Source organism: Enterococcus sp. DIV0703 (genome assembly GCF_051711065.1).
In the GTDB taxonomy this organism is placed as follows: domain Bacteria; phylum Bacillota; class Bacilli; order Lactobacillales; family Enterococcaceae; genus Enterococcus_B; species Enterococcus_B hirae.
Genome location: NZ_JBIOLX010000002.1, coordinates 84752 through 107149 on the forward strand (window position 1 = coordinate 84752; position 22398 = coordinate 107149).

Below are 22398 nucleotides of genomic sequence, written 5' to 3' on the forward strand. Positions count from 1 at the left end.
GAAATGCCACATTGAAGTATGTTTCTTTTCTATCTAATGATCACGTAAACCAAGACTTTAAAAGGATTATAGATCAATTAAACCAGTTAAAACAGTGACTTTCTGAAAAAAATTCCTCTACTGTTGATGCAATAGAGGAAAAACTTTACTAGAAAATTCTAGTAATCTTAGTAATTATGAGAGAAAAAATTAGTTTGGTATGGTGTAAATAAATAATAGCATGTAAAATAGATTTCTGACTATAGTACTTATTTTTTATTTTTTGTTTTTATTTTTATTATTTATCAATTAATTTAATGAAAATAGTTCCAATATTTTTAACTTACGTTAGTCACCTATTCTTCATTATTTCTTCTATTTTAAATCAATCTTTTGTTAAACAAAAGATTGTAGAAAGTCAATAGAACACTATACTGACTAGTATCTTTCTGAACAAAAGTATCGATTTTCAAACTTGTATTTTAAATTTTATGAGCTATAAAAAGTAAAAATCACATTAATACCTTTTTATATCTTATAAAATTAAATACAGTCATTTAATATACTTAATATTTCCTATTTAAATATTGAGTTTTATCATTTTTCTTTTTTCACATCTTTATGATTATTTACTGATTACCTTTTATAAATTTGTTATTTTAATATAAATATTATATATTTTTTAAAGCTGCTCGTAAGATTTGTCTTCTTTTACTTTTAAATAGTCAAATTTTTATAAATCAATAATATAGATTGAAACAAAAAACTGCTCTTTATAGAGCAGTCCTCAGAGATACAACGCTTCCTATATGCTTTGGAAAAATTACTTTTAGAGTAATTTAAGAATATTAAATATTTGTAAATAAAACAATGTATCTTTCGAAATATATATATAAATAAATAGTTATTTTAAATCATTTTATGTATATTTTTAACAAAAACAAATATATTTTTACAGACCTATTTCCTATTTTTTATAGTCGTTTGTTTAACAGAACAGTATTAAGTTTAGAACAAATAACAATCCAGAATAATCAAACAATTTTAATATTAAAAATAAATTTTATGAACTTTCTAGTATATTACTTGATTTATCTGTTAGAATTTACTTAGAAAACGATTTCTCTTATTAAATTTCGATACGATAGATAATGAAAGTAAGTTTATTTTATCTTTAGGTATTTTTAGAGTTAGTGTAACTGGAACTACAATTTCCATTTTTGCTGATAGCATAAATGAACCAACTAATGTAATAGATAATAAACAAGAATTGACTCCTTTAGATAAGGACGGAATATCCATTGGTAGCCTAACTAATAACTTAACTATTGCTGAAAATTATTTAACAGTTTCTCCATTACTTGCTCGAGCAGCTTCTAAAAAGATACGAGTGACAGGAACGGATGATTTTTGATAAAGTTGGTTGGCCCTATAAATTTCCTCAATCACGGAATTGGAAAGAAAAATAATAATGGTGTCTAGTCGACATTCTTTTTTCTAATTGAGAGTGGTCATAAAATCAGTAATTCAATAAAAAAACAAATCTACTTTATAAGAATTTCTTCCTATTTTACTGTAGTAGACTATTAATAATAATAGTATGTAGAAAGTACGTACTTCTAGAGTGCGTTCATCAACCATTGCTATGTCTAAATCAGAAATAAACATTATTCCATCTTCTGTTGTTCTAATTTAGTTAATATTTCTTTTAATGAATAAGTTTCATTTGTCATTTCAATTACCTCCAAAATTATAAGAAATGTAGGAACTTCCTACATTTCCATTTATTCCATATTATTTTCTATTGTAGAATATTCTCCTTCATATTCTACATTTTCTTCTATCTCATCAGACATTGAATGTGTATCTGTTTTATTAATTAGTGAACACTCGATTTCTACTGTTTTGCTATCTTCTCTTTCAAATCCTCTTCTTGTTGTTAAGATTGACAAAACTGTTTATTCGTTACTTCTAATTTTTCTTCCATTTTCTTGAGTTTTTATTGAGGTGTTCCTGCTTTTTTTCTACTTGCTCAGGTAGTCTCTTTATGGCGTTTTCAAATTGATGAGCCATGCCAATACCTACTTGTGGATCAATTCTCATACGTCCGACTGAAGATATTTCTGCATCCAAATATTTCAGATGTTGGTCATCTCGTTTGTCAAAAATTGAAGCAAAACAACCCAACCAACATATTTTCAAGAACTTCTCGTTCTTTATTGTTAGTGATTCGATCAGGTGTTTAACTGATTTATTTCGATAACTGAATTGCTTTAAGATTTGCTTTGATTTTTTCTCTTGATTTACTTGGATAAAGTTGTTTAAATATTTTTTATTATGACTGATTATTTTTTCAGTTTCTCTTTTCGGAATAAATACCCCTTCTGTTTCATACTTTTTTGTTGATGTCGTATCCCACTCCACAGGATCGCCCTCGACTAGTTTGATTTATTACCTTCCTATAATTTGGCTATGGCTATTTTCCCACATCTCCCCAATGAATAATGGAGATACTCGACTTCTGGTATCAGTTGTCCTGTCTCGTTCTCGTAATATTTTAGACTCATGTTTAATCTTTCTTTTTCTTTTATAAAACAAAATTTCTTTACTAATTAGTCGATTCACGTCATTTCCCATAATTCATTACTTTAAAAAAGTTAGTAAAAATTTGTAACATAGTTAGTTCTTGTTCATTTATTTCAATTGCTTCAAAACCAATAATCTTATTTTTTTGCTAAAAATAAACCAATTTATATAGATAATTTGCGAATGTCTGATTCTTCAGTAAAGTCAACTATCTCATCAACTATATTTTATATTTCTTGACTAACTAAAAGATTCCAGTAATTCTTTTCTAACGTATAATCAGGAAAATTAAACTATTTTCCATCTGTTTGAGAAAGATCAAAGTAATGTTTTACATTTATTTTCCCTGTTGACTGATTAATAACACCAATAGATTTTTCTCCTTTTTTAACAAATCGTCCTAATTTTTTCTACGTATCAAAATCAGCGATATGGGTAGCATTCAGCTTCTGTCCTTAAATAATTATTTGCTCATAAATACGATATTTATGGAACATCTGAATCTGTTAAAAAAACAAACAAATTGCTCTTATCAGAAACAATCAATCTAAATGTCTCGTTGAATAAATTTCCTAATTCTTTGTATTTTTGATAATTCATATTTTCCCTATCATAAAAATAAAAAAAGGATGAGAGGATACGCTCCTCATTTGCCAATTTTTATTCTCCATTGCTGCGAACCATACACCAGCGTTGCTTCAGAATATTGTTCTAAGATCTGGTGATGATTTCCTAGTAAAAAAGTATCTAAGTTACTTTCTATTTTTTATTTATCTTTCTTATCCTAAAATGGTTGCTTATCTTATGAACTGGAGGAGTTTAATGACTGAATATCAAGTTTTTTTCTCCACTATGAAACACTCTTATTTGTTGTAACTTCTCATGATTAAATACAGATATAAGTTCATCTCACCTTTTTCTCGAATATACACCGCACGTTTGTCCTTCCCATTTAAACTCTGTTCATACTGCATTTGTTCAATCACTGAATACTATCTTTAGGGATGAAAAAGCTAGGTGTTTATATTGCCACTTTTGATTTTACTTATAAGAATATTGTGTATTCCTGCTTGTTTGAAACAAATTATAAAGAAGGTTTTTCTTTATCTTTTTTTCAAATAAATAACTGGTGATCCCCCAAAGATTACTATCCTTCCTGGATATTTAGTAAATACTTACATAGAAGATTGGAAACTATTTGCTTAATTTTGAAATTTTTTTCAGTTACAAGTAAAAGATGGAGTATTTACTATGAAAAGCTTATTCGAACGCAGAATAAAATAATTCCCCAAAAATTTTAAATCTATAAAAATCTAATAGACCAATTATTTCTAGCAAGTACGTTACAGAATATAAAAAACGTCTTTATTTTCTTGGCATTATTAACTGGCAAATGCTGAGAGCTAAAAATACTGAATTGAAAGGTTCACGTTCAGAAATAAATTCAGAAAAAAACAAAATTCTTTATCTTCAAATCTATCAAACAATTAAAGATTATGATATCTCCATTAGATATACTGATATCACTAATCCCAATGCTATCGCATTTTAAACTATATTGATGAATAATTTTTATAACGATTGAAACTTCAATATCGATCCACTGTTCATTATTTCTAAGAAATGTATCCTTCAATATTTATTATATGGTTTAGCAATAAATCCTAAATTGATTTATTTTCCTCTTCTTTTTGCCAAATAAGACTATCATTTCTAGCAAAAAATGCAGCTCACAAAACTATCCAACCATTGGATTTTATGTAATGTTATAAAAGTAGATGTCCAATATCTTCCAGAATTCCCAACTTACTTTCCCATCATTAACCACATAAATTCGTAGTTTTTCTTCTACTATCACTGTAGATCTCCCTTTTTGTTTCCAATTATTTTATTTCATCGATCATATCTTCGTAACAATATATTGCTCTTGATTCTTAAAAATCAAATAAAAAAACAGTCTTATTTTTAAAATAAGACTGTTTCTGGATCAACCAATTGTGATTGACTTAAACTATGATCTAAACAAAGTTCAAAATGTAAATGACTACCAGTGCTATTTCCTGTTGAGCCAACGTAGCCAATAATTTGATCTTGTTTCACTTTATCTCCCACTTTGACTTGATATTCTTGTTGGTGGGCATATAAAGACGTTGTACCGTCTTCATGCTCAATGGTGACATAATTCCCCCATGAAGGATGATACTCTGCTTTAACGATAGTTCCTGCCTTGATGGCATAGATTGGCTCGCCTTGTGGTGCTGCCAAATCTAATCCTCTATGAAATTCTCCCCCACGATTACCAAATGGACTAGAAATCGTGTAATTCTTTAATGGAGCGACATATCCTTTTTTATTTAATTGTGGACCCACTACTTCTTTATCATACTTAGTTAAGTCATAAGTTTCGATTAAACCATTTAATTTTTTATCGTAGCTAGTATCTGTCGCATAACGTCCTGTTAGAAATTTCGTTGCTTCTTGATAAGTTTTCGCATTCTTTTTCCAAACTCCATCATAAAAATGATTATTTCCTGTTAAACCTTCTTTTAATAGTCGAGCATAGTCATTTAAGCTGCCCTCGTAGTTCTCATATTGTCTAAAAATATCTTGGGTAGTGTAAAGTGTTCCATTACCTAAATCTTCTTGTGTCGCAAAAGAGACGCTTTTTCCGTTATTTGTGCCTTTGATTCCAAATAAATTGTAATTTGGCGCTTGTGCTAACTGGCTTTGACCACTTGCCGATTCTAAAATCGCTTGTGCAATTATGACTGAAGCATACAAATCATTTTCTTGTCCAATTTTACGAGCAGACTCGCCAATTTTACGAATAAACGTTTCAACTGATTCATCTTTTTCAAAATGAATATTTCCTTCGTTATCCTGTGTGCTAGAAGGCACTAGTTTTTGAATTGGCGCAGTTGGTGCTTGATGATAAGCTTTTGTCTCTTCTTGAGTAATTGGTTGATCCTGTTCTTCTGCATTTGGTTGCGTATTTTTTACAGTTGTTAAAGACTGTGGCGCAACTGGTTGTGATGGAGTAACTTCCGCAGAATTCGTTGGTTGTTTCAATTCTTGATTACCTGATTCGCTTGGGTTAGTTGTTGGTTTTTCCAAAGAATTCTTTTCTGAAGGCTTGGTTGTTTCTTGCGTACTATTTTCTGATTGACTAGATTCTGTAGCGTCAGGAGTGATTGTCTCTGCTTTTGAATCAATTGTTTGTGAATGTGAGCTATCCGTTGAAGAAGCTGTAGTTTGTTCTGTCGTTGAATTTGTTGATTCACTCACTGAATGGTCCGTTGTTTGAACAGGTATCTCTGCTGTAGAATCTGTTGTTTTCTCTTGTTCTACTGTTTTCGTACTATCTGTTGTTAAAGTATCTGTATCCACTGTTTCAGTATTAACTGTATAAGATTGCTCTGTCGTCGATACATTCGATTGATTTTCGTCTGCTAAAACAATAGGAGTATTACCAACCACTTGTCCTAACAAAAGCAACGCTGATAATAATTTACTTGTTCGTTTCAATAAACTCCCTCCAAAAATAGATTGATTTTATTATAAAAAAGCAGGATTAATTTATAAACCATTTTAACATTTTTTTCAAAAAATTTATAAAAATTTTTTTGTCTCATTTCATAACAAAGAACAAAATAAAAATAGATACCACGCACGGGTTATCTATTTTTATTGATTATTTGTCTATCTTTATCCGCTACATATTTTAAATAATCATTTTCATTTATCCATATCCAAATTTCCTAATTCAATAACAAATCAAGGTACCTACAAAACTCCCACTCTACACAGTATATAGATAGGATCTAATAATTGCGTATAGACCTAATTTCTCAGTAATAGACACAAAAAATACCCCAAGTCTAAAATTCCCTCCAAATGGAAATATCCTTTTCTAGACTCATGTAAATTCCATGATACATAAATTTCAACTGTATTAAGCTCAATGCTTTCAGATTATATAACGAGTGATACAAATAGGCTGGAATCTACTCAAAAATAGTAGAAAGCTCCTGATATTATCTTAAAGGGCTTATCATTGAGAAAATTCACATATATTCAAAAGCTACCCTCTTAAATAAAAGCATTCTCAGTATATTGATGTATTAAATAATTTAAAATAGAAAGTCAACCACCTCAACTTCACAAAATGTGTTAAAATTAAATAATGTTAATGAAAAATTTAATTCTTTGATTTTACTTAAAGAGTTAATATAGTCATCTCGTAATACCAAATCATAAATGATGAATTAAACCAAAAAATCATTTCTGGTAAACTCCAAAATAGTGATAAGTTTTATATAGGAATAGAATTAGTAAAGAATGGGTTCATAGTTCATTAATTAAAGATACTGATTTTCTTAATAAATTGAGTACAGAAATTATCAAAAAAACGATATTATTTGTATTGAAGACTTAAATACAAAAGGGTTGTTGAGTAATAATAAACTAGCGAAAAGTATTTCTGATGTATCGTGATCTAAATTTATAATAAAGATACAATAAAAAGCAGGCTGATATGGACTTGAAAACATTAAAATAGATAAATGGTATCCTGCTAGTCAAATTTGCTCAGAATGTGGGTATAAAGATGGCAAGAAATCGCTTAATATTTGTGAGTGGACTTGTCCTATTTGTCATACTTATCATAATCGAGATGTCAACGCCAGTATAAATATTCTGGCCTAAGGTCTGAGACTACATTCTATAGAATTGGCTTAGATTAAATAAATACGAACCGTAGGAACTACGGGAATAGCTTAGTCAACAAGAGACACCACTGTTAGAAATAAGTAATCAAGTATGCTCTCTTTCCAAGAAGCTCTCACTTCAAACGTTAAAGACCGTTAGATTTAGTTAAGTGGCGAGTAGTTCACTTCATATGCATGCAATAAACACCCCATGTAACCGACCGAGAACTCCGATAACGAACCCATCTTCCTTTAGATAATGGATTACGCAGGTTACATTAAGATCTTGTCTACCTGCTATTTCAATAACTTGATCTGTTTGATTGATAGTGTCTGGATTCAGCATACCAAGTGAATAGGAAATATCAATTTAAGAGTATATTGTTATAGTTATTATCACAATATACCGGTTCACCGCTTATTTTTCTACCATTTGGACTTTATCATACCAAGAACTGGCTGTTTGAGCCAAAACGTTATTCAGATTTTCTATATTTTCCCGACCTTCGCTTTCCAGCCATGCGCAAGCAGCTTCCTCACCAGATTCTATAAACGGCTTCACACCATTTTTCCAAGTAGCTCGACCACACAACACACCATTGAATTAGCATCTGAAATTTGAGTATCATATGATAGCAATTCTAAATAGAATGGCAAATCTTCTTCGGCATACTCGCTACCTAAACGTTCTATGAAGACATGCTTCTGATGATTGATTTCTGGATCTTCATCTACGTCATAATAAAGTAGAAACTTAATCCGCATCGTCTCCTTGCTCTTTTAATAGTAAAACTGACCAATCTGCTAATAAATCAGGCAAGCGTCCTGGTGTTGTTACATCATAACCGGTTTTTTCATAGGCCAACAATAAACCAGCATCTTCATGTCGTGTATTTGCAGCAGGAAGGCCATACTCTGGGTCCAATAAAATAGAAGATGCATAAGGGGTTAATTCACTAGAAATTAACTCCTTAAGCGCTAAATTTGTTCATCATTTAGTTCTACATTTAAGGAATTGATCATTTTTTTAATGCGCCACGTTGATCAATCGCTAAGGCGCTTATAATACCATCTTTTGTCGATAAACGGTCCATTGCGGCTTATTTTGCACTTTAATAGATGATAACAAAGCGACTATTTGTGCAACCATGATATAGCCTAGTGCTAAATAACTATCTGGTAACAATTCTGCCTCACTTACAAACTCGAATTTATCCCCAGTAAAATTCCGTTGTCCTGGTTGAGTAATAGCAAACATTCCGGAAACGATTTTATCTCTGCATATCTCCTCTAAAATATCCAAGTCGTAATCACGCGTGTAAGAATTATTATTAACAAAACCGAATATAATTGTTTTTTCATTAATAAACGACTTTGGTCCATGGCGAAAGCCCATGGATGAATCAAAGAAAGTTGCAATTTTTCCGGCTGTCAACTCCAAAATCTTCAATTGTGCTTCCCTTGTTAATCCAGCTAAACTTCCTGAACCAACATAAACAAATCGTTCAAAATCCATCTGAACGATCTTTCCAATTTCATTTTCACGGTCGATCGCTTCATTTCCTAAACCATTCAGGACTCTCACGTATTTTTGTTTTTCTTCTAGTGCTGTCTGATCGAATATCAACAAAGCTCCCAGTATCGTACAGGAGAAGATACCAGTCATAGCAAAACTACTATCATTTGATCGTGCTGGCATCAAGAATAAAAAGCTATTGGAATCTACTTGACTAAGGTTAGCTAATTTCCCTTCTGCAGCACACGTGATTGATAAATGATAGATCGTATTAACTACTTGATTTGCAATTTTAATTGCCGCCAAGCTTTCAGGACTGTTTTCACTCCTCTCAAATGATACAAGTAAAGTTGGTTCTTCTTTAATTAAATACTCTTCAGGTTCTGCGACGATATCGGTCGTTCCAATACTTTCAAAGCTAAATGCCTGACGATTACCGTGCTTGCGCAGATAAGGAACTAAAGTGTCTCATACATATTGAGATGTTCCTGCACCAGTGAAGATTACACGTGTTCGATGTCCATGTGCTAATTCCATTTGGTATATTCTAGATTTTTATATCTAAATCTACTTCGTCCGCGAGTGGAAATACACGTTTTTTATTTTGTACTCCTAACGAGCGCAATTAACTAAATCTGTTAATGAAAAATGCAACATCTATCATTATTTATTGATAGATGTTGCATTAATTTAAAAGCTAACTTTCCCACAAGTATTACCGTTTTCTACAAATTTCTTATTCAAGCTTAAATTCTTAACTTGATTATTTTCTGTAAAAACAACAATAACTGAAGGATCTTTTCTTGCTTTTATTATTTGATTAAAATCTACTTCAGCAATTATATCTCCAGGATTTACCATATCATTTTCTTTAATCAAAATAGTGAAAGGAGCTCCTTGTAATTTGACTGTATCAACGCCTATATGGATTAAGTATTCTAATCCTTCTTCTGTTCTAAAACTAATTGCATGTTTCGTTGGAAATACTGATAATACTTGACCAGTAATCGGAACAGTAATTTTTTCATCATTAGGTATAATAGCAAATCCATCTCCTAACAACTTTTGTGAAAATACAGGATCTTTTACTTCTGTAATTGGAATAACTTGTCCTGAACAAGGAGCATGAATTATCTCTTGTTTTTTCTTTTTTAAAAATTGAAACATCTAGAATACCTCCTAAATATCTTTTTCTAATATTTGGTTAATCTCTTGGCTGAATAAATCTGCTTTTCCCCCAAAAACTGCTTGAATACCCCCATTAACTTCAAAAACAGCTGTTGCTCCAAGATTTTTTATTTTTTGCTTTTGTATAATTTGACCATCTATTACAGCAATGCGTAAACGTGTTGCACAAGCTTCAACAGATTCAATATTATTCTTTCCACCAAGTGCATCAATAATTATCATAGATTCTTCATGCAATGATGTATTTTTATTTATTACTTCTTCAGAAGGTACATCTGCATATTCTACCATTCCAGGAATAGCTATTTTGAACTTTTTGATGAAAAATGTAAAAACAAAGAAATATATAAGTGCCCATACAAGACCGAATGGTATCAATTTCAACCAATTAGTTTTATCATTTCCTTGAAGTACACCAAACAACAAGAAATCAATTAATCCCCCAGAGAAAGAATTCCCTACACGAATATTTAATATATCAGCAAAGTAAAAAGACAATCCATCTAAAAACGCATGAATTACATACAACCATGGTGCAACAAATAAAAACATATACTCAACCGGTTCAGTGATTCCAGTTAAAAATGATGTAAGAGCACCGCTAAAATAAAGACCACCATTCTTTTTACGATTTTTTCTAGGAATTGCACGATACATAGCATAACATGCTGCAGGTAATCCAAACATCATTGTTGCAAATCTTCCTGCAAAAAATCTAGTACCATAAGTAAATAAGCCAGTATGGTTTGGATCAGCTAGTTGAGCAAAGAAAATATTTTGGGCACCAGCAATTGTTGATCCAGCTACAGTTTCTGTACCACCTAAAGAAGTATACCAGAATAAAGGGTAAATGGTATGGTGTAGTCCAACAGCACCTGTTAAACGCAATAAGAAACCATATAAAAAAGTTCCTAAACTACCCATTTGAGCAATTTGTTCACCAGCAACTACTAAACCATTTTGAATTGGCGGCCAAATTAAGTAAAAGAAAGAACCAATAATGATTGCGGCTAAACTAGAAACAATCGGAATAAATCTTGATCCTCCAAAAAATCCTAAAAATTGTGGTAATTCTATCTTTCTATATCGATTGTGTAAAAATGCAACAGTCCCCCCCACAACAATTGATCCAACTACACCTGTATCAAGTGTTGCGTCTTTTGTCGAAAAAAGTTCAAGAAATCCACTAATGGTTGCGGTGTATACTAGATAAGCTACTCCACCAGCTAAACCCGCTGTTCCTTTATCTCCATTTGCAAGTCCTACAGCAATCCCAATTGCAAAAATTAGTGCTAAGTTTGCAAAAACTGCATTTCCAGCATAACTCATAATACTTAAAATCGTATGCAACCATGGCTGTCCTAAAAATGGATAAGCATTTATAGCACTCTCATTTGTTAACGCTCCTCCTAGCCCCAATAGTAGTCCAGCTACTGGTAATATAGCAATTGGTAACATGAAAGCACGACCTAATTGTGAAAACTTTTTAAACATTTTCTTTCTCCTCCTATCTTAATGCTTTAACAAATCTTGATGCAATTTCCTGTGGACGAGTAATAGCACCACCAACAACAAGACCCACAACCCCTAGTTTTTTTATTTCTTTTGCTTGTTCTGGAGTATGAATCCTTCCCTCAGCAATTACACAAATTCCTTCTTCTACTAATTTTTTAATCAAATCTATATCTGGTCCATTTTGTTTTTTACTTTCCTCAGTATATCCACTTAAAGTAGTTCCTACAAAATCGATTCCTGCTTTATATGCATTTTTTCCTTCTTCAAATGTAGAAATATCTGCCATAAATAATTGTTCAGGATATTTTTCTTTTATTTTAGTAATAAAAGAATTTATAGATAGACCGTCATGACGCTTTCTAAGAGTACAATCAAGAGCAATTACCTCAACACCAGTTTCTACTAACTCATCTACTTCTCTCATTGTGGCAGTAATAAATGGAGATTCTGGTGGATAATCTCTTTTAATAATTCCAATCATTGGTAATGATACACATTTTTTAATTTCAATAATGTCTCGAACAGAATTTGCACGTATACCAACTGCTCCAGCCCTTTGAGCAGCCAAAGCAAAATAAGGCATTAAACTTTCTTCTTCTTTATAAAATGGTTCACCAGGTAATGCTTGACACGAAACAATCAAACCTTTTGAAATGAGATCTAAAAACTTATTTTTATTCATTATCCTAAACACTCCGAATATTTTATTTTTTTGGATAACAACTCCAAAAACAATATAGCATCCGCTTTCATAAAAGTAAAGATAAAAATGGATTATTTGGGATTTTTTTTATGGAGTATATTGGATAAAATTTGCTGATTTATTTTAAATTCTGTGAAGACTATTATTTATAGGCAAATTTGACTAGTAGGATACCATTTATCTTTCTTAATCTTTCAAGTCCATATCAGCGTTTTTTCGTGTAATCGAGCCACTTTTCGTTTTTGCTTTTGATAGTTCTTCGCTTCAAAAATATTTCTACCTTTTTGTTTGGCTAATAAAGCGCGTCTAGACAATTTTATTTGTTCACGTTTTAGTTGCTTCTTCATTTTCGAAGTGAATCTATTATTATCAATTTTTTGACCATCCGAAAGAATCGCAACCTATTAACTTCCTTTAACAAAATTGTCTCTGAATTTTTTTTCATTTGTGGAAGCATGGCAGAGCAAGAATTATAAGATAATACTTTTCCAGTAGTCATATATTCGTGATTCCACAAATTCAAAAAATGATTATAGATAAATCTTGAACAACCAATAGTTTTAGCCATTCATATCTCTTGTTCTTGATTAAGATAGATTCTAAATTTATAAGATTTATGTTGTAGCATACAGATTCACCTCATTTCTTTTTCTAGTTTTGTATATATTTTCTAATTTGTTCTTTGGTGTTTTCACTAACAGTGGCTATAAAGTAACTTGGATTCCAAAGATGTCCAGTCCAAAGCTGTTTTTTAAGTTCAGGATGTTTTTTATAGCCGATATACCTTTCAACTCTTTTACCATATTTGGTATATAGTGCTGAGGGTTACATTCAATTAACAGATGAATATGGTCTTTATCTGATTTTATTTCCATAATTTTTACATTATTATCATCAGCGATTTGTTTCAATAACTGTTTAATATTCATGTCTACATAACCATACAAAACATCATAGCGGTATTTTACACACCAAACAAGATAATATTGAATAGAATAGGTATAGCCACGTCCATAATGAATTTCTGACATACAAAAAACACCTCTTAACAGTTTTAACATACAGTTTCGTTAATCCTCATTGTTCTAGGCATTTTAACATAGATCTGTTGATTGATATAACTAAATCTATATCCTAATCGTATCAGCTTCATCTACACGACTAAAGTCGCGAGTTTGCTCTGCTACTTCATAAATTTTATCTAAAATACATCGAATAATGAAAAAAAACAATAAATACTACATAATATGATTGTTATAATTTAAATGGGTAATATTAATCACTTATATCTCTTCTTTTTACCATTAAACACAAATTATTACCCTCCCTTGAAGTTTTCTCTGATTCTTCAAGGGTATTTTAATATCTTTTTATTTTTGAAAAATAACTCTCAGATAAAATAAAAAACGCTTATGTATAAAATAATATATATGAAAGAGACAAAATACTAATTTTTAAGTGTCTTGTATTTTTTATATATTAAAATAAGAGCATAATTTGTATATGTATACAGATGTTCTCAAAATAAAATATAATTTAACTCCCAGCAATAGACTTTTTATCTTGAAGAATTGAGCCAACAAAACAACTTATTACGAATTTATGGGTGTTGGGTATAAAAATTTCGCTATTACTTCTCAAAAAAATCGACTACTATTTATCTATAGAAATATTCAATATTTATCAATAAAAATGAGTACACATGAAAATTGAGCTCAATTTCGTGTGTCTTAATATGAAAAAACTGGTAAAAATAAAAAGGATAAAAGCATGAAACAATCGTTTTTCTAAAGGAAATAGCCTAATCTATCACTTCTTTATAGATTATTACATAAAAAAAAGACAAACCTTATTTTTGTATAAGGTTTGTCTTTTTTACATATATTATTTTCTATTTAAAAATTGATGATTTGAAATCATTAGTCAAAAGATGACAGGATTGCATAATTTTTGATTTTAAATCATCTATATAGTGCATGTTTCTATTACTTTTAGCTAAAGCTAAATCTTTATTTAACGCGTCTTCAAATAAAGATTTTAAATCTTCATATGATCTAATAGTTCTGTTAGAGTTATCCCAATTAATTGTAATTTCTCTTAGCTTATCTTTTTTAGCAATACGTTCTTGAAACATTGCTTTTTTGAATGCAGCATAATCGTTGTACTCATTACCCAAAATTTTATGAACAACATAAGAATCTGAGAAAACTTGTCCTTCATTCTTAGCATCATCCGCGTATTGATTAGATGTATAAGAAACAAAACCATTATCCCAACCTTTTGCAGCTAATAATTCATAAGCAGATTTTCTAAAAATAAGCCCGCCAGAAACTCCAGTAGTACTTTGTAAACCTGCATAAATTGGTGCATACATTGATACTTCAAAATATGAATTATTTCCTACGTTCGCTCCCTTGTAGTATCGACTAGATACTACGTTGTAATCAATAAGATCATTTACTGTTCGAAGATTCATTCTATTCCATTCTTCATCAGTAAAATCAACCACCTTATCAGTACCACCAGAAGAAGTAAGCTTTTTGTAAAGTAATTTTTGATCATTTTTTTCTTTAGCAAGTGAGACTTCTGCTTCCACATAATCTAATAAATATGTTACATCAAATACACCATGCATATAGTTTCCTAAATCTAGATCGGATTTAAATATACTTGGACTATAGTTTTGAGATCTCAAACTATCTTCAGGCCAATTATAGACAAGGTTCAAGCCATAAATAGAAGAATCTTTTGTATATGGAGATTGCAGTAATCCCATAGCAAAATTCTCTGCATATTGTCCATTACGGCGCCCATATCCATTTAGATAAATTTTGCCATCAAAATTATGAGTCATTTCATGGGTTAAGGTTGATGTTCCATAGTCAGATACTACTGCATCTACTACAAAGTGTACCAAGCTTCCGTTAGCATATGCTCCAGTTCCATTAGGATTATACCATTTGCCAATTGCTCCAAAAAACTCTGTCATACCAGGTACACTTGAATCATAAGGTCCTACCCAACGATTTTTCCAATATCCACTTTGAGTATTATCAATAATCCAATATCCATCCCAAACTGGAATATCGCTGGTATATAATTTGCTTTTGACCTTATCGTCTACAATTCTATACCACGTATCATAGTATCCCGCCCACAAATCTCCATAATGATTAATGGTCTTTTCAAATTCTTTTACTTTTTGTGCATATATAGTTGGTGTTTTCTTCAATGCTTCATCAATGTAACGTTCATATAATCCGAAAGTAATGGTAGACATATTAGTTACAACAAATACGTCGTTAGATTTTAAATTTAGTAATGGTAAAATAAAGTTTTTATACTCAGCACGATACTTACCCTTCAAACGAGAATAAATTTTAACATCTGCATTTGGAACTTCTTTAGATGCTGCTTCATATATATAAGCTTTTGTTGCAGATTTAAACCAATTATTTTCGTCAACATTTGGCAAGAATAAATTTCGATTATAATCGAGATAGTCAATTAAATCAGCTTTTCCTGTTATAGACGAAAATTGTGCACTGAAACTATTATAGTTATTTTTAACTCTTAGATTCTCGTATCCTATATTTCCAAATGATATTAACCAATCTAAATTATTTGACTTAATGCCGTAGAAATCTGTTCTATACATCGCTAAATCTTTAATATTAATATCACCATAATTAATATTATATAGACGATTTACATATGATAAACCTAACAATAAATTTAAAGCTTGATTTTGTAATTTATCTGTTAGATATTTAACAATTCCCAAAGAATTTAAGTCAACTACAGAACCATTAGTCAAAATAGACTTTAATTCTTTTGATATATTTTTCTTTACTTCTGTAAATGATTCTAATAAATACATATCCCGTAATTTATTATATTTTGAAGTTTGTAAATCTTGTAATGCTTTTTGTTTCAACTCTTGTTCTTTTTCAGGATTTATTGGTGGATTTTTTGTATTATTTTTATAATCCTGTATTGCTTTATTTTGTGCAGCTTGTATTTCATTCTGAGTCCACATAAAACCAAATTTATTCAACATATCTGGAGATAAATATTCAATATCCTGAAATTTACGTAAAACATTAGTTAATACATTAGAAAAATCTGATTTAAATTGCATTGGTGTATAAATCAAATTATCACCTAACTGGAATTCTACTAAATTTGTATTCTTAAAAGTAGAGCTATTAGATAATTTCATGAATTCTACAGTTCCATCTTCATAATGAATTAATAAACGATTTATTTTATTTAAATTACTAAATATATCTGTAATGATAAAATTATTTTGCATTGGTGTAACAGATAAAATCTTTGTTGTATATAGTTTATCGTTTTTATTTACTAAATTACCATAACGGAGGATAGTATACCGATCATATAAAGGTATTAACTTTTCAATATTATGATAAGAAACCTCTCTATCCTTCTCATAGCCTAATAAATAACTATAATTTATTAAGTTATAATTTGGCTCAATAGGGATTATCTTGATATTCCAGTTATTAATAAGCTCTTTAGCCTTATTTGTTGTAATTCCTGTAGATTGATGATTTGTGTTACCACTGGCATTTCCTTCAACGTAATAAATATTAGTAAACGGTGCATTAGTATAGCCAGTGTCCCCATGTATAATATTTCCTCCTGTTACTTTAACAGAAGTAATTATATTTTGTAGCCTACCATTCCACCATGCACTACCAATAATTCCACCTACGAATCCTCCTGTTCCAGAATTTTTAATTTTTCCAGTTACATATGAATTTTCTATTAATGTATTACTGTCACTTTGTCCGACTAAACCACCAATCTTATTATCATTTCTATATGCCGTAGCTACAATATTTATATCAGCATAACTCCTATTGATAATAGATTGTCCGCTTAGATTACCTACTAATCCTCCAACAAAATAATTTTGACTGCTAGTTAGATTAATAGAACCAGTAAATGAACTATTAAGCATAGTAGAATTTTTAGTTAATGAATAAACAACCCCACCTATATTAGTTGGTGCACTAATTTTTCCAGAAACATGAACATTATCAATTACAGAATTTATAGCTGTTTTAGCTAATGCCCCAACATTACTTTGACTACCAGAAATTGATACATCTAATAAATTGATATCTTTAATAGTACTATTCATAATTGAATTGAACAAAGGTTTACTTAAATTATAAATATTGTAAGTATGACCATACTCACTTTTCAATGTTCCAGTAAAATCTACACTAATATAACTGTCGCCTGTTACAGATGAATTTGAAGCTGATAGATCACTTCCCACAACAAAAGTACCACTAGGATTTTTATTGATGGCATTAACTAATTCATTAAATGTAGTGTACTCGTTTTCTTTTTTTATAATTTTGTTAATATAAAAAGAATAATTCTCAATATAGTCATTAGTTTTTGGATCATACGTCACTAATTCTGGATAATGAACTATTACCTTATATTTCGCAATTCCATCTTGAGTAACTTCTTGTATCTGATGTACTGGTAAAAGAATATCCTTATTATTTAGAGTATCTACCTTAACTATATAATTAGAGTAATCTTGCGGAATATCACTCAAACCAATAATATTTTGTAATTCACCATTTGTATTTAATTTGTATAGCTTAGTTGAAGCATAATTATTAATCTCTAGTTTTTTAGGTAATAATTCAATTATTTGTGTTTCATTTTGTGTTTTAGAAATAGTCTGTCCATTTAGACTAAATCTATAAATTGTTTCTAAAGTATATGGCGTGTTATAGGCTAAATTATTAATTATTACTGTATAGTTTATTAAACTTAATTCTTTCTGTTCTACAAACTTATCTCCCTGATATACATTTACTTGCACAGACTGAATTGTACTATCTGGATCCACTATTTTATAGTCAATAGACGCAGATTTTTGAACAATATCAGGTATTACATTCTTTAATATAACTTTTGGTTCTATTTGTTTCTTTTCCAACTGTTTAATACTTGCTTGTAGAGTGCTTACAACTTGATCTACTTGTTCTTGAGTTGAATTTGTATCATTAAATGTTTGTTCTGCGGATGACAATGCTTTTCTTAGTACATCCCAACTAGCTGTTGTGTATTGGTTTTCTTGATACGTCTTTGTCTGATCAATCAACTGTTTCAATTGTTCTTTATTTACAGGTTTTTTCTCCAACTGTTTAATACTTGCTTGTAGAGTGCTTACAGCTTGATCTACTTGTTCTTGAGTTGAATTTGTATCATTAAATGTTTGTTCTGCGGATGACAATGCTTTTCTTAGTACATCCCAACTAGCTGTTGTGTATTGGTTTTCTTGATACGTCTTTGTCTGATCAATCAACTGTTTCAATTGTTCTTTATTTACAGGTTTTTTCTCCAACTGTTTAATACTTGCTTGTAGAGTGCTTACAACTTGATCTACTTGTTCTTGAGTTGAATTTGTATCATTAAATGTTTGTTCTGCGGATGACAATGCTTTTCTTAGTACATCCCAACTAGCTGTTGTGTATTGGTTTTCTTGATACGTCTTTGTCTGATCAATCAACTGTTTCAATTGTTCTTTATTTACAGGTTTTTTCTCCAACTGTTTAATACTTGCTTGTAGAGTGCTTACAACTTGATCTACTTGTTCTTGAGTTGAATTTGTATCATTAAATGTTTGTTCTGCGGATGACAATGCTTTTCTTAGTACATCCCAACTAGCTGTTGTGTATTGGTTTTCTTGATACGTCTTTGTCTGATCAATCAACTGTTTCAATTGTTCTTTATTTACAGGTTTTTTCTCCAACTGTTTAATACTTGCTTGTAGAGTGCTTACAGCTTGATCTACTTGTTCTTGAGTTGAATTTGTATCATTAAATGTTTGTTCTGCGGATGACAATGCTTTTCTTAGTACATCCCAACTAGCTGTTGTGTATTGGTTTTCTTGATACGTCTTTGTCTGATCAATCAACTGTTTCAATTGTTCTTTATTTACAGGTTTTTTCTCCAACTGTTTAATACTTGCTTGTAGAGTGCTTACAGCTTGATCTACTTGTTCTTGAGTTGAATTTGTATCATTAAATGTTTGTTCTGCGGATGACAATGCTTTTCTTAGTACATCCCAACTAGCTGTTGTGTATTGGTTTTCTTGATACGTCTTTGTCTGATCAATCAACTGTTTCAATTGTTCTTTATTTACAGGTTTTTTCTCCAACTGTTTAATACTTGCTTGTAGAGTGCTTACAGCTTGATCTACTTGTTCTTGAGTTGAATTTGTATCATTAAATGTTTGTTCTGCGGATGACAATGCTTTTCTTAGTACATCCCAACTAGCTGTTGTGTATTGGTTTTCTTGATACGTCTTTGCCTGATCAATAACTATTTCTAGTTTATTTTTATCTATTTTTACTTTTTTCGTTCCCCGTTCGATTACTTCTTCTACAGGTGCTTTTGTGACGGTATTACTTACTTCTACTCGGTTAATTTCTTTTCCTGTCGCATCATAAGTTACTTTGTATACGATACTTCTTATTCCGTTTTCTCCTGCAGTTTTGACTTTTGTAATTCCTTCTTCTAGTTCTGGATTATCTACAGTTTTTGTTGTATATGGAATTACTTCTGTCACCGTTTCATCTTTTTCTGTTGTTGTAACCTTCGGTTTTGTTCCCCGTTCGATTACTTCTTCTACAGGTGCTTTTGTGACGGTATTACTTACTTCTACTCGGTTAATTTCTTTTCCTGTCGCGTCATAAGTTACTTTGTATACGATACTTCTTATTCCGTTTTCTCCTGCAGTTTTGACTTTTGTAATTCCTTCTTCTAGTTCTGGATTATCTACAGTTTTTGTTGTATATGGAATTACTTCTGTCACCGTTTCATCTTTTTCTGTTGTTGTAACCTTCGGTTTTGTTCCCCGTTCGATTACTTCTTCTACAGGTGCTTTTGTAACGGTATTACTTACTTCTACTCGGTTAATTTCTTTTCCTGTCGCGTCATAAGTTACTTTGTATACGATACTTCTTATTCCGTTTTCTCCTGCAGTTTTGACTTTTGTAATTCCTTCTTCTAGTTCTGGATTATCTACAGTTTTTGTTGTATATGGAATTACTTCTGTCACCGTTTCATCTTTTTCTGTTGTTGTAACCTTCGGTTTTGTTCCCCGTTCGATTACTTCTTCTACAGGTGCTTTTGTAACGGTATTACTTACTTCTACTCGGTTAATTTCTTTTCCTGTCGCGTCATAAGTTACTTTGTATACGATACTTCTTATTCCGTTTTCTCCTGCAGTTTTGACTTTTGTAATTCCTTCTTCTAGTTCTGGATTATCTATAGTTTTTGTTGTATATGGAATTACTTCTGTCACCGTTTCATCTTTTTCTGTTGTTGTAACCTTCGGTTTTGTTCCCCGTTCGATTACTTCTTCTACAGGTGCTTTTGTGACGGTATTACTTACTTCTACTCGGTTAATTTCTTTTCCTGTCGCATCATAAGTTACTTTGTATACGATACTTCTTATTCCGTTTTCTCCTGCAGTTTTGACTTTTGTAATTCCTTCTTCTAGTTCTGGATTATCTACAGTTTTTGTTGTATATGGAATTACTTCTGTCACCGTTTCATCTTTTTCTGTTGTTGTAACCTTCGGTTTTGTTCCCCGTTCGATTACTTCTTCTACAGGTGCTTTTGTGACGGTATTACTTACTTCTACTCGGTTAATTTCTTTTCCTGTCGCGTCATAAGTTACTTTGTATACGATACTTCTTATTCCGTTTTCTCCTGCAGTTTTGACTTTTGTAATTCCTTCTTCTAGCTCTGGATTATCTACAGTTTTTGTTGTATATGGAATTACTTCTGTCACCGTTTCATCTTTTTCTGTTGTTGTAACCTTCGGTTTTGTTCCCCGTTCGATTACTTCTTCTACAGGTGCTTTTGTGACGGTATTACTTACTTCTACTCGGTTAATTTCTTTTCCTGTCGCGTCATAAGTTACTTTGTATACGATACTTCTTATTCCGTTTTCTCCTGCAGTTTTGACTTTTGTAATTCCTTCTTCTAGTTCTGGATTATCTATAGTTTTTGTTGTATATGGAATTACTTCTGTCACCGTTTCATCTTTTTTAGTCGCTATAGAACTTTTTACTTCTTTAATATTTTCTTCTGGTTTTTTGTTACCAATATTAGATTTTAATATATCATTCTTTCCTGAATAATTTTCGACAGGTGCATAGCCTAAAAATTCATATCCAGGAATATTTACATCAATATTAGGAAGAGAGCTTCCTACAGGAACTTCAACGGTTTGTTTATATCTATTTAATAATTGATCATTACTCATAGTCAAACCTAATACCTGTACACCACTAAATGAATTAAGTAAAAGTACACTGAATAAGAATTTGGATTTTCTTGCTTTTTTAGAAAGTAAAATCCAACTTGCTAAAACAATACTAGATCCTATAAATAAATAATTTATTGATGATTTTACTTCATTGGTTTTCGGTAAGATATTTTGTGAGTTCTTTTGATAGACTAAATAATATTTTTGATTTTTATTTACAGTTATTTTTGGTAGATTCTTAGTAATCTTAGACTTTTCATTATTATTCAACTCAGATTTTAAAATGGGAATGAGTTCAACCTTAGCAAAATTACTATCTTTATTTTGTAATCCTTGTATTACTTTATCAGCATTTGAGATAGCATCTGCGTGAACATTATTCATAATTGGACCACTATAAAATAATGCGGATCCTATAGCAACTGAAAATACTCCCTGAGATAATTTTCTCAAAGCGTATTTTACTTTTTTTTCGCCACATTTATACTTATTCCTATTCATTTTTAATCTCCTTAAACTTATTATTTATAGATAAATCAATTAAAGAAATTATATATTTTTTTATTACCATATTTTTCTTTTTTTTTGTTAATATTAAAATTTATAGCAAAAAAAAAGAGTCAAACATTAAAGTATGGTTTCTTTAATATCTTTCTTAATTAGTTTTTATAGTTTAAAATCTTTACGGATCATATACATCGAATAATGTTAAATTCAATAAATTTTATTCAATCAATTGTTAATAACTATTTATCTTAAAATTTATAATATAAATAACAATATTTTAAAAAAAAAACATACTGCTATTGAATATACTATGCTTTGGTTACTTATTTCTAAAAATTAATTTATAGAAATATTTAATTAC

General features: G+C 30.5%; 8 protein-coding genes and 7 pseudogenes. 2 read left to right on the plus strand and 13 right to left on the minus strand.

Annotated features, from left to right (window positions below):
* Nucleotides 1-1763 precede the first annotated feature (1763 nt).
* From IGK81_RS13610 to IGK81_RS13625, 4 genes and pseudogenes are all read right to left on the minus strand, one after another.
* Nucleotides 1764-1931 (minus strand): hypothetical protein, encoded by a 168-nt coding sequence (locus tag IGK81_RS13610; RefSeq protein WP_181933539.1) that lies wholly within the window; start codon nucleotides 1929-1931, stop codon nucleotides 1764-1766.
* A gap of 19 nt (nucleotides 1932-1950) precedes the next feature.
* On the minus strand, nucleotides 1951-2403 hold the full coding sequence (locus tag IGK81_RS13615; RefSeq protein WP_406910924.1) for a hypothetical protein: 453 nt from the start codon (nucleotides 2401-2403) through the stop codon (nucleotides 1951-1953).
* A gap of 2127 nt (nucleotides 2404-4530) precedes the next feature.
* On the minus strand, nucleotides 4531-6090 hold the full coding sequence (locus IGK81_RS13620) for a peptidoglycan DD-metalloendopeptidase family protein (protein WP_181933541.1): 1560 nt from the start codon (nucleotides 6088-6090) through the stop codon (nucleotides 4531-4533).
* 263 nt (nucleotides 6091-6353) lie between these two features.
* Nucleotides 6354-6639: pseudogene (locus IGK81_RS13625) on the minus strand (beta-galactosidase); the annotation flags it as partial.
* A 292-nt stretch (nucleotides 6640-6931) separates the two neighbouring features.
* On the opposite strand from IGK81_RS13625, the pseudogene IGK81_RS13630 reads away from it, so the two are divergent.
* A pseudogene (locus IGK81_RS13630) lies at nucleotides 6932-7269 on the plus strand (RNA-guided endonuclease TnpB family protein); the annotation flags it as partial.
* Nucleotides 7270-7689: 420 nt separating this feature from the next.
* Here the strand turns inward: IGK81_RS13630 and IGK81_RS13635 are convergent.
* The 8 genes and pseudogenes from IGK81_RS13635 to tnpA form a co-directional block, all read right to left on the minus strand.
* A pseudogene (locus IGK81_RS13635) lies at nucleotides 7690-8365 on the minus strand (tagatose 1,6-diphosphate aldolase).
* A gap of 2 nt (nucleotides 8366-8367) precedes the next feature.
* A pseudogene (agaS, locus tag IGK81_RS13640) lies at nucleotides 8368-9315 on the minus strand (SIS domain-containing protein); the annotation flags it as partial.
* Nucleotides 9316-9477: 162 nt separating this feature from the next.
* Complete coding sequence (locus IGK81_RS13645; protein ID WP_181933542.1) at nucleotides 9478-9954, minus strand: PTS sugar transporter subunit IIA; 477 nt, start codon at nucleotides 9952-9954, stop codon at nucleotides 9478-9480.
* A 12-nt stretch (nucleotides 9955-9966) separates the two neighbouring features.
* Nucleotides 9967-11469: a PTS transporter subunit EIIC gene (locus IGK81_RS13650; RefSeq protein ID WP_181933543.1), complete on the minus strand. Its 1503-nt coding sequence runs from the start codon at nucleotides 11467-11469 to the stop codon at nucleotides 9967-9969.
* A gap of 13 nt (nucleotides 11470-11482) precedes the next feature.
* Complete coding sequence (locus tag IGK81_RS13655; RefSeq protein ID WP_181933544.1) at nucleotides 11483-12172, minus strand: N-acetylmannosamine-6-phosphate 2-epimerase; 690 nt, start codon at nucleotides 12170-12172, stop codon at nucleotides 11483-11485.
* Nucleotides 12173-12399: 227 nt separating this feature from the next.
* Nucleotides 12400-12591: pseudogene (locus IGK81_RS13660) on the minus strand (RNA-guided endonuclease TnpB family protein); the annotation flags it as partial.
* Entirely contained in the window at nucleotides 12537-12761 is a 225-nt protein-coding gene (locus IGK81_RS13665; RefSeq protein ID WP_258924991.1) for a helix-turn-helix domain-containing protein, read from the minus strand. The pseudogene IGK81_RS13660 and the gene IGK81_RS13665, both read right to left, overlap by 55 nt.
* 83 nt (nucleotides 12762-12844) lie before the next feature.
* Nucleotides 12845-13224, minus strand: a pseudogene (gene tnpA / locus IGK81_RS13670) (IS200/IS605 family transposase).
* A 665-nt stretch (nucleotides 13225-13889) separates the two neighbouring features.
* Between tnpA and IGK81_RS13675 the strand changes: the two are divergent.
* A pseudogene (locus IGK81_RS13675) lies at nucleotides 13890-14056 on the plus strand (IS5/IS1182 family transposase); the annotation flags it as partial.
* Nucleotides 14057-14084: 28 nt separating this feature from the next.
* Here IGK81_RS13675 and IGK81_RS13680 read toward each other — a convergent pair.
* A complete protein-coding gene (locus IGK81_RS13680) occupies nucleotides 14085-22031 on the minus strand; it encodes a ZmpA/ZmpB/ZmpC family metallo-endopeptidase (RefSeq protein ID WP_438758235.1) in 7947 nt (2648 codons plus the stop codon).
* Nucleotides 22032-22398: the final 367 nt, after the last annotated feature.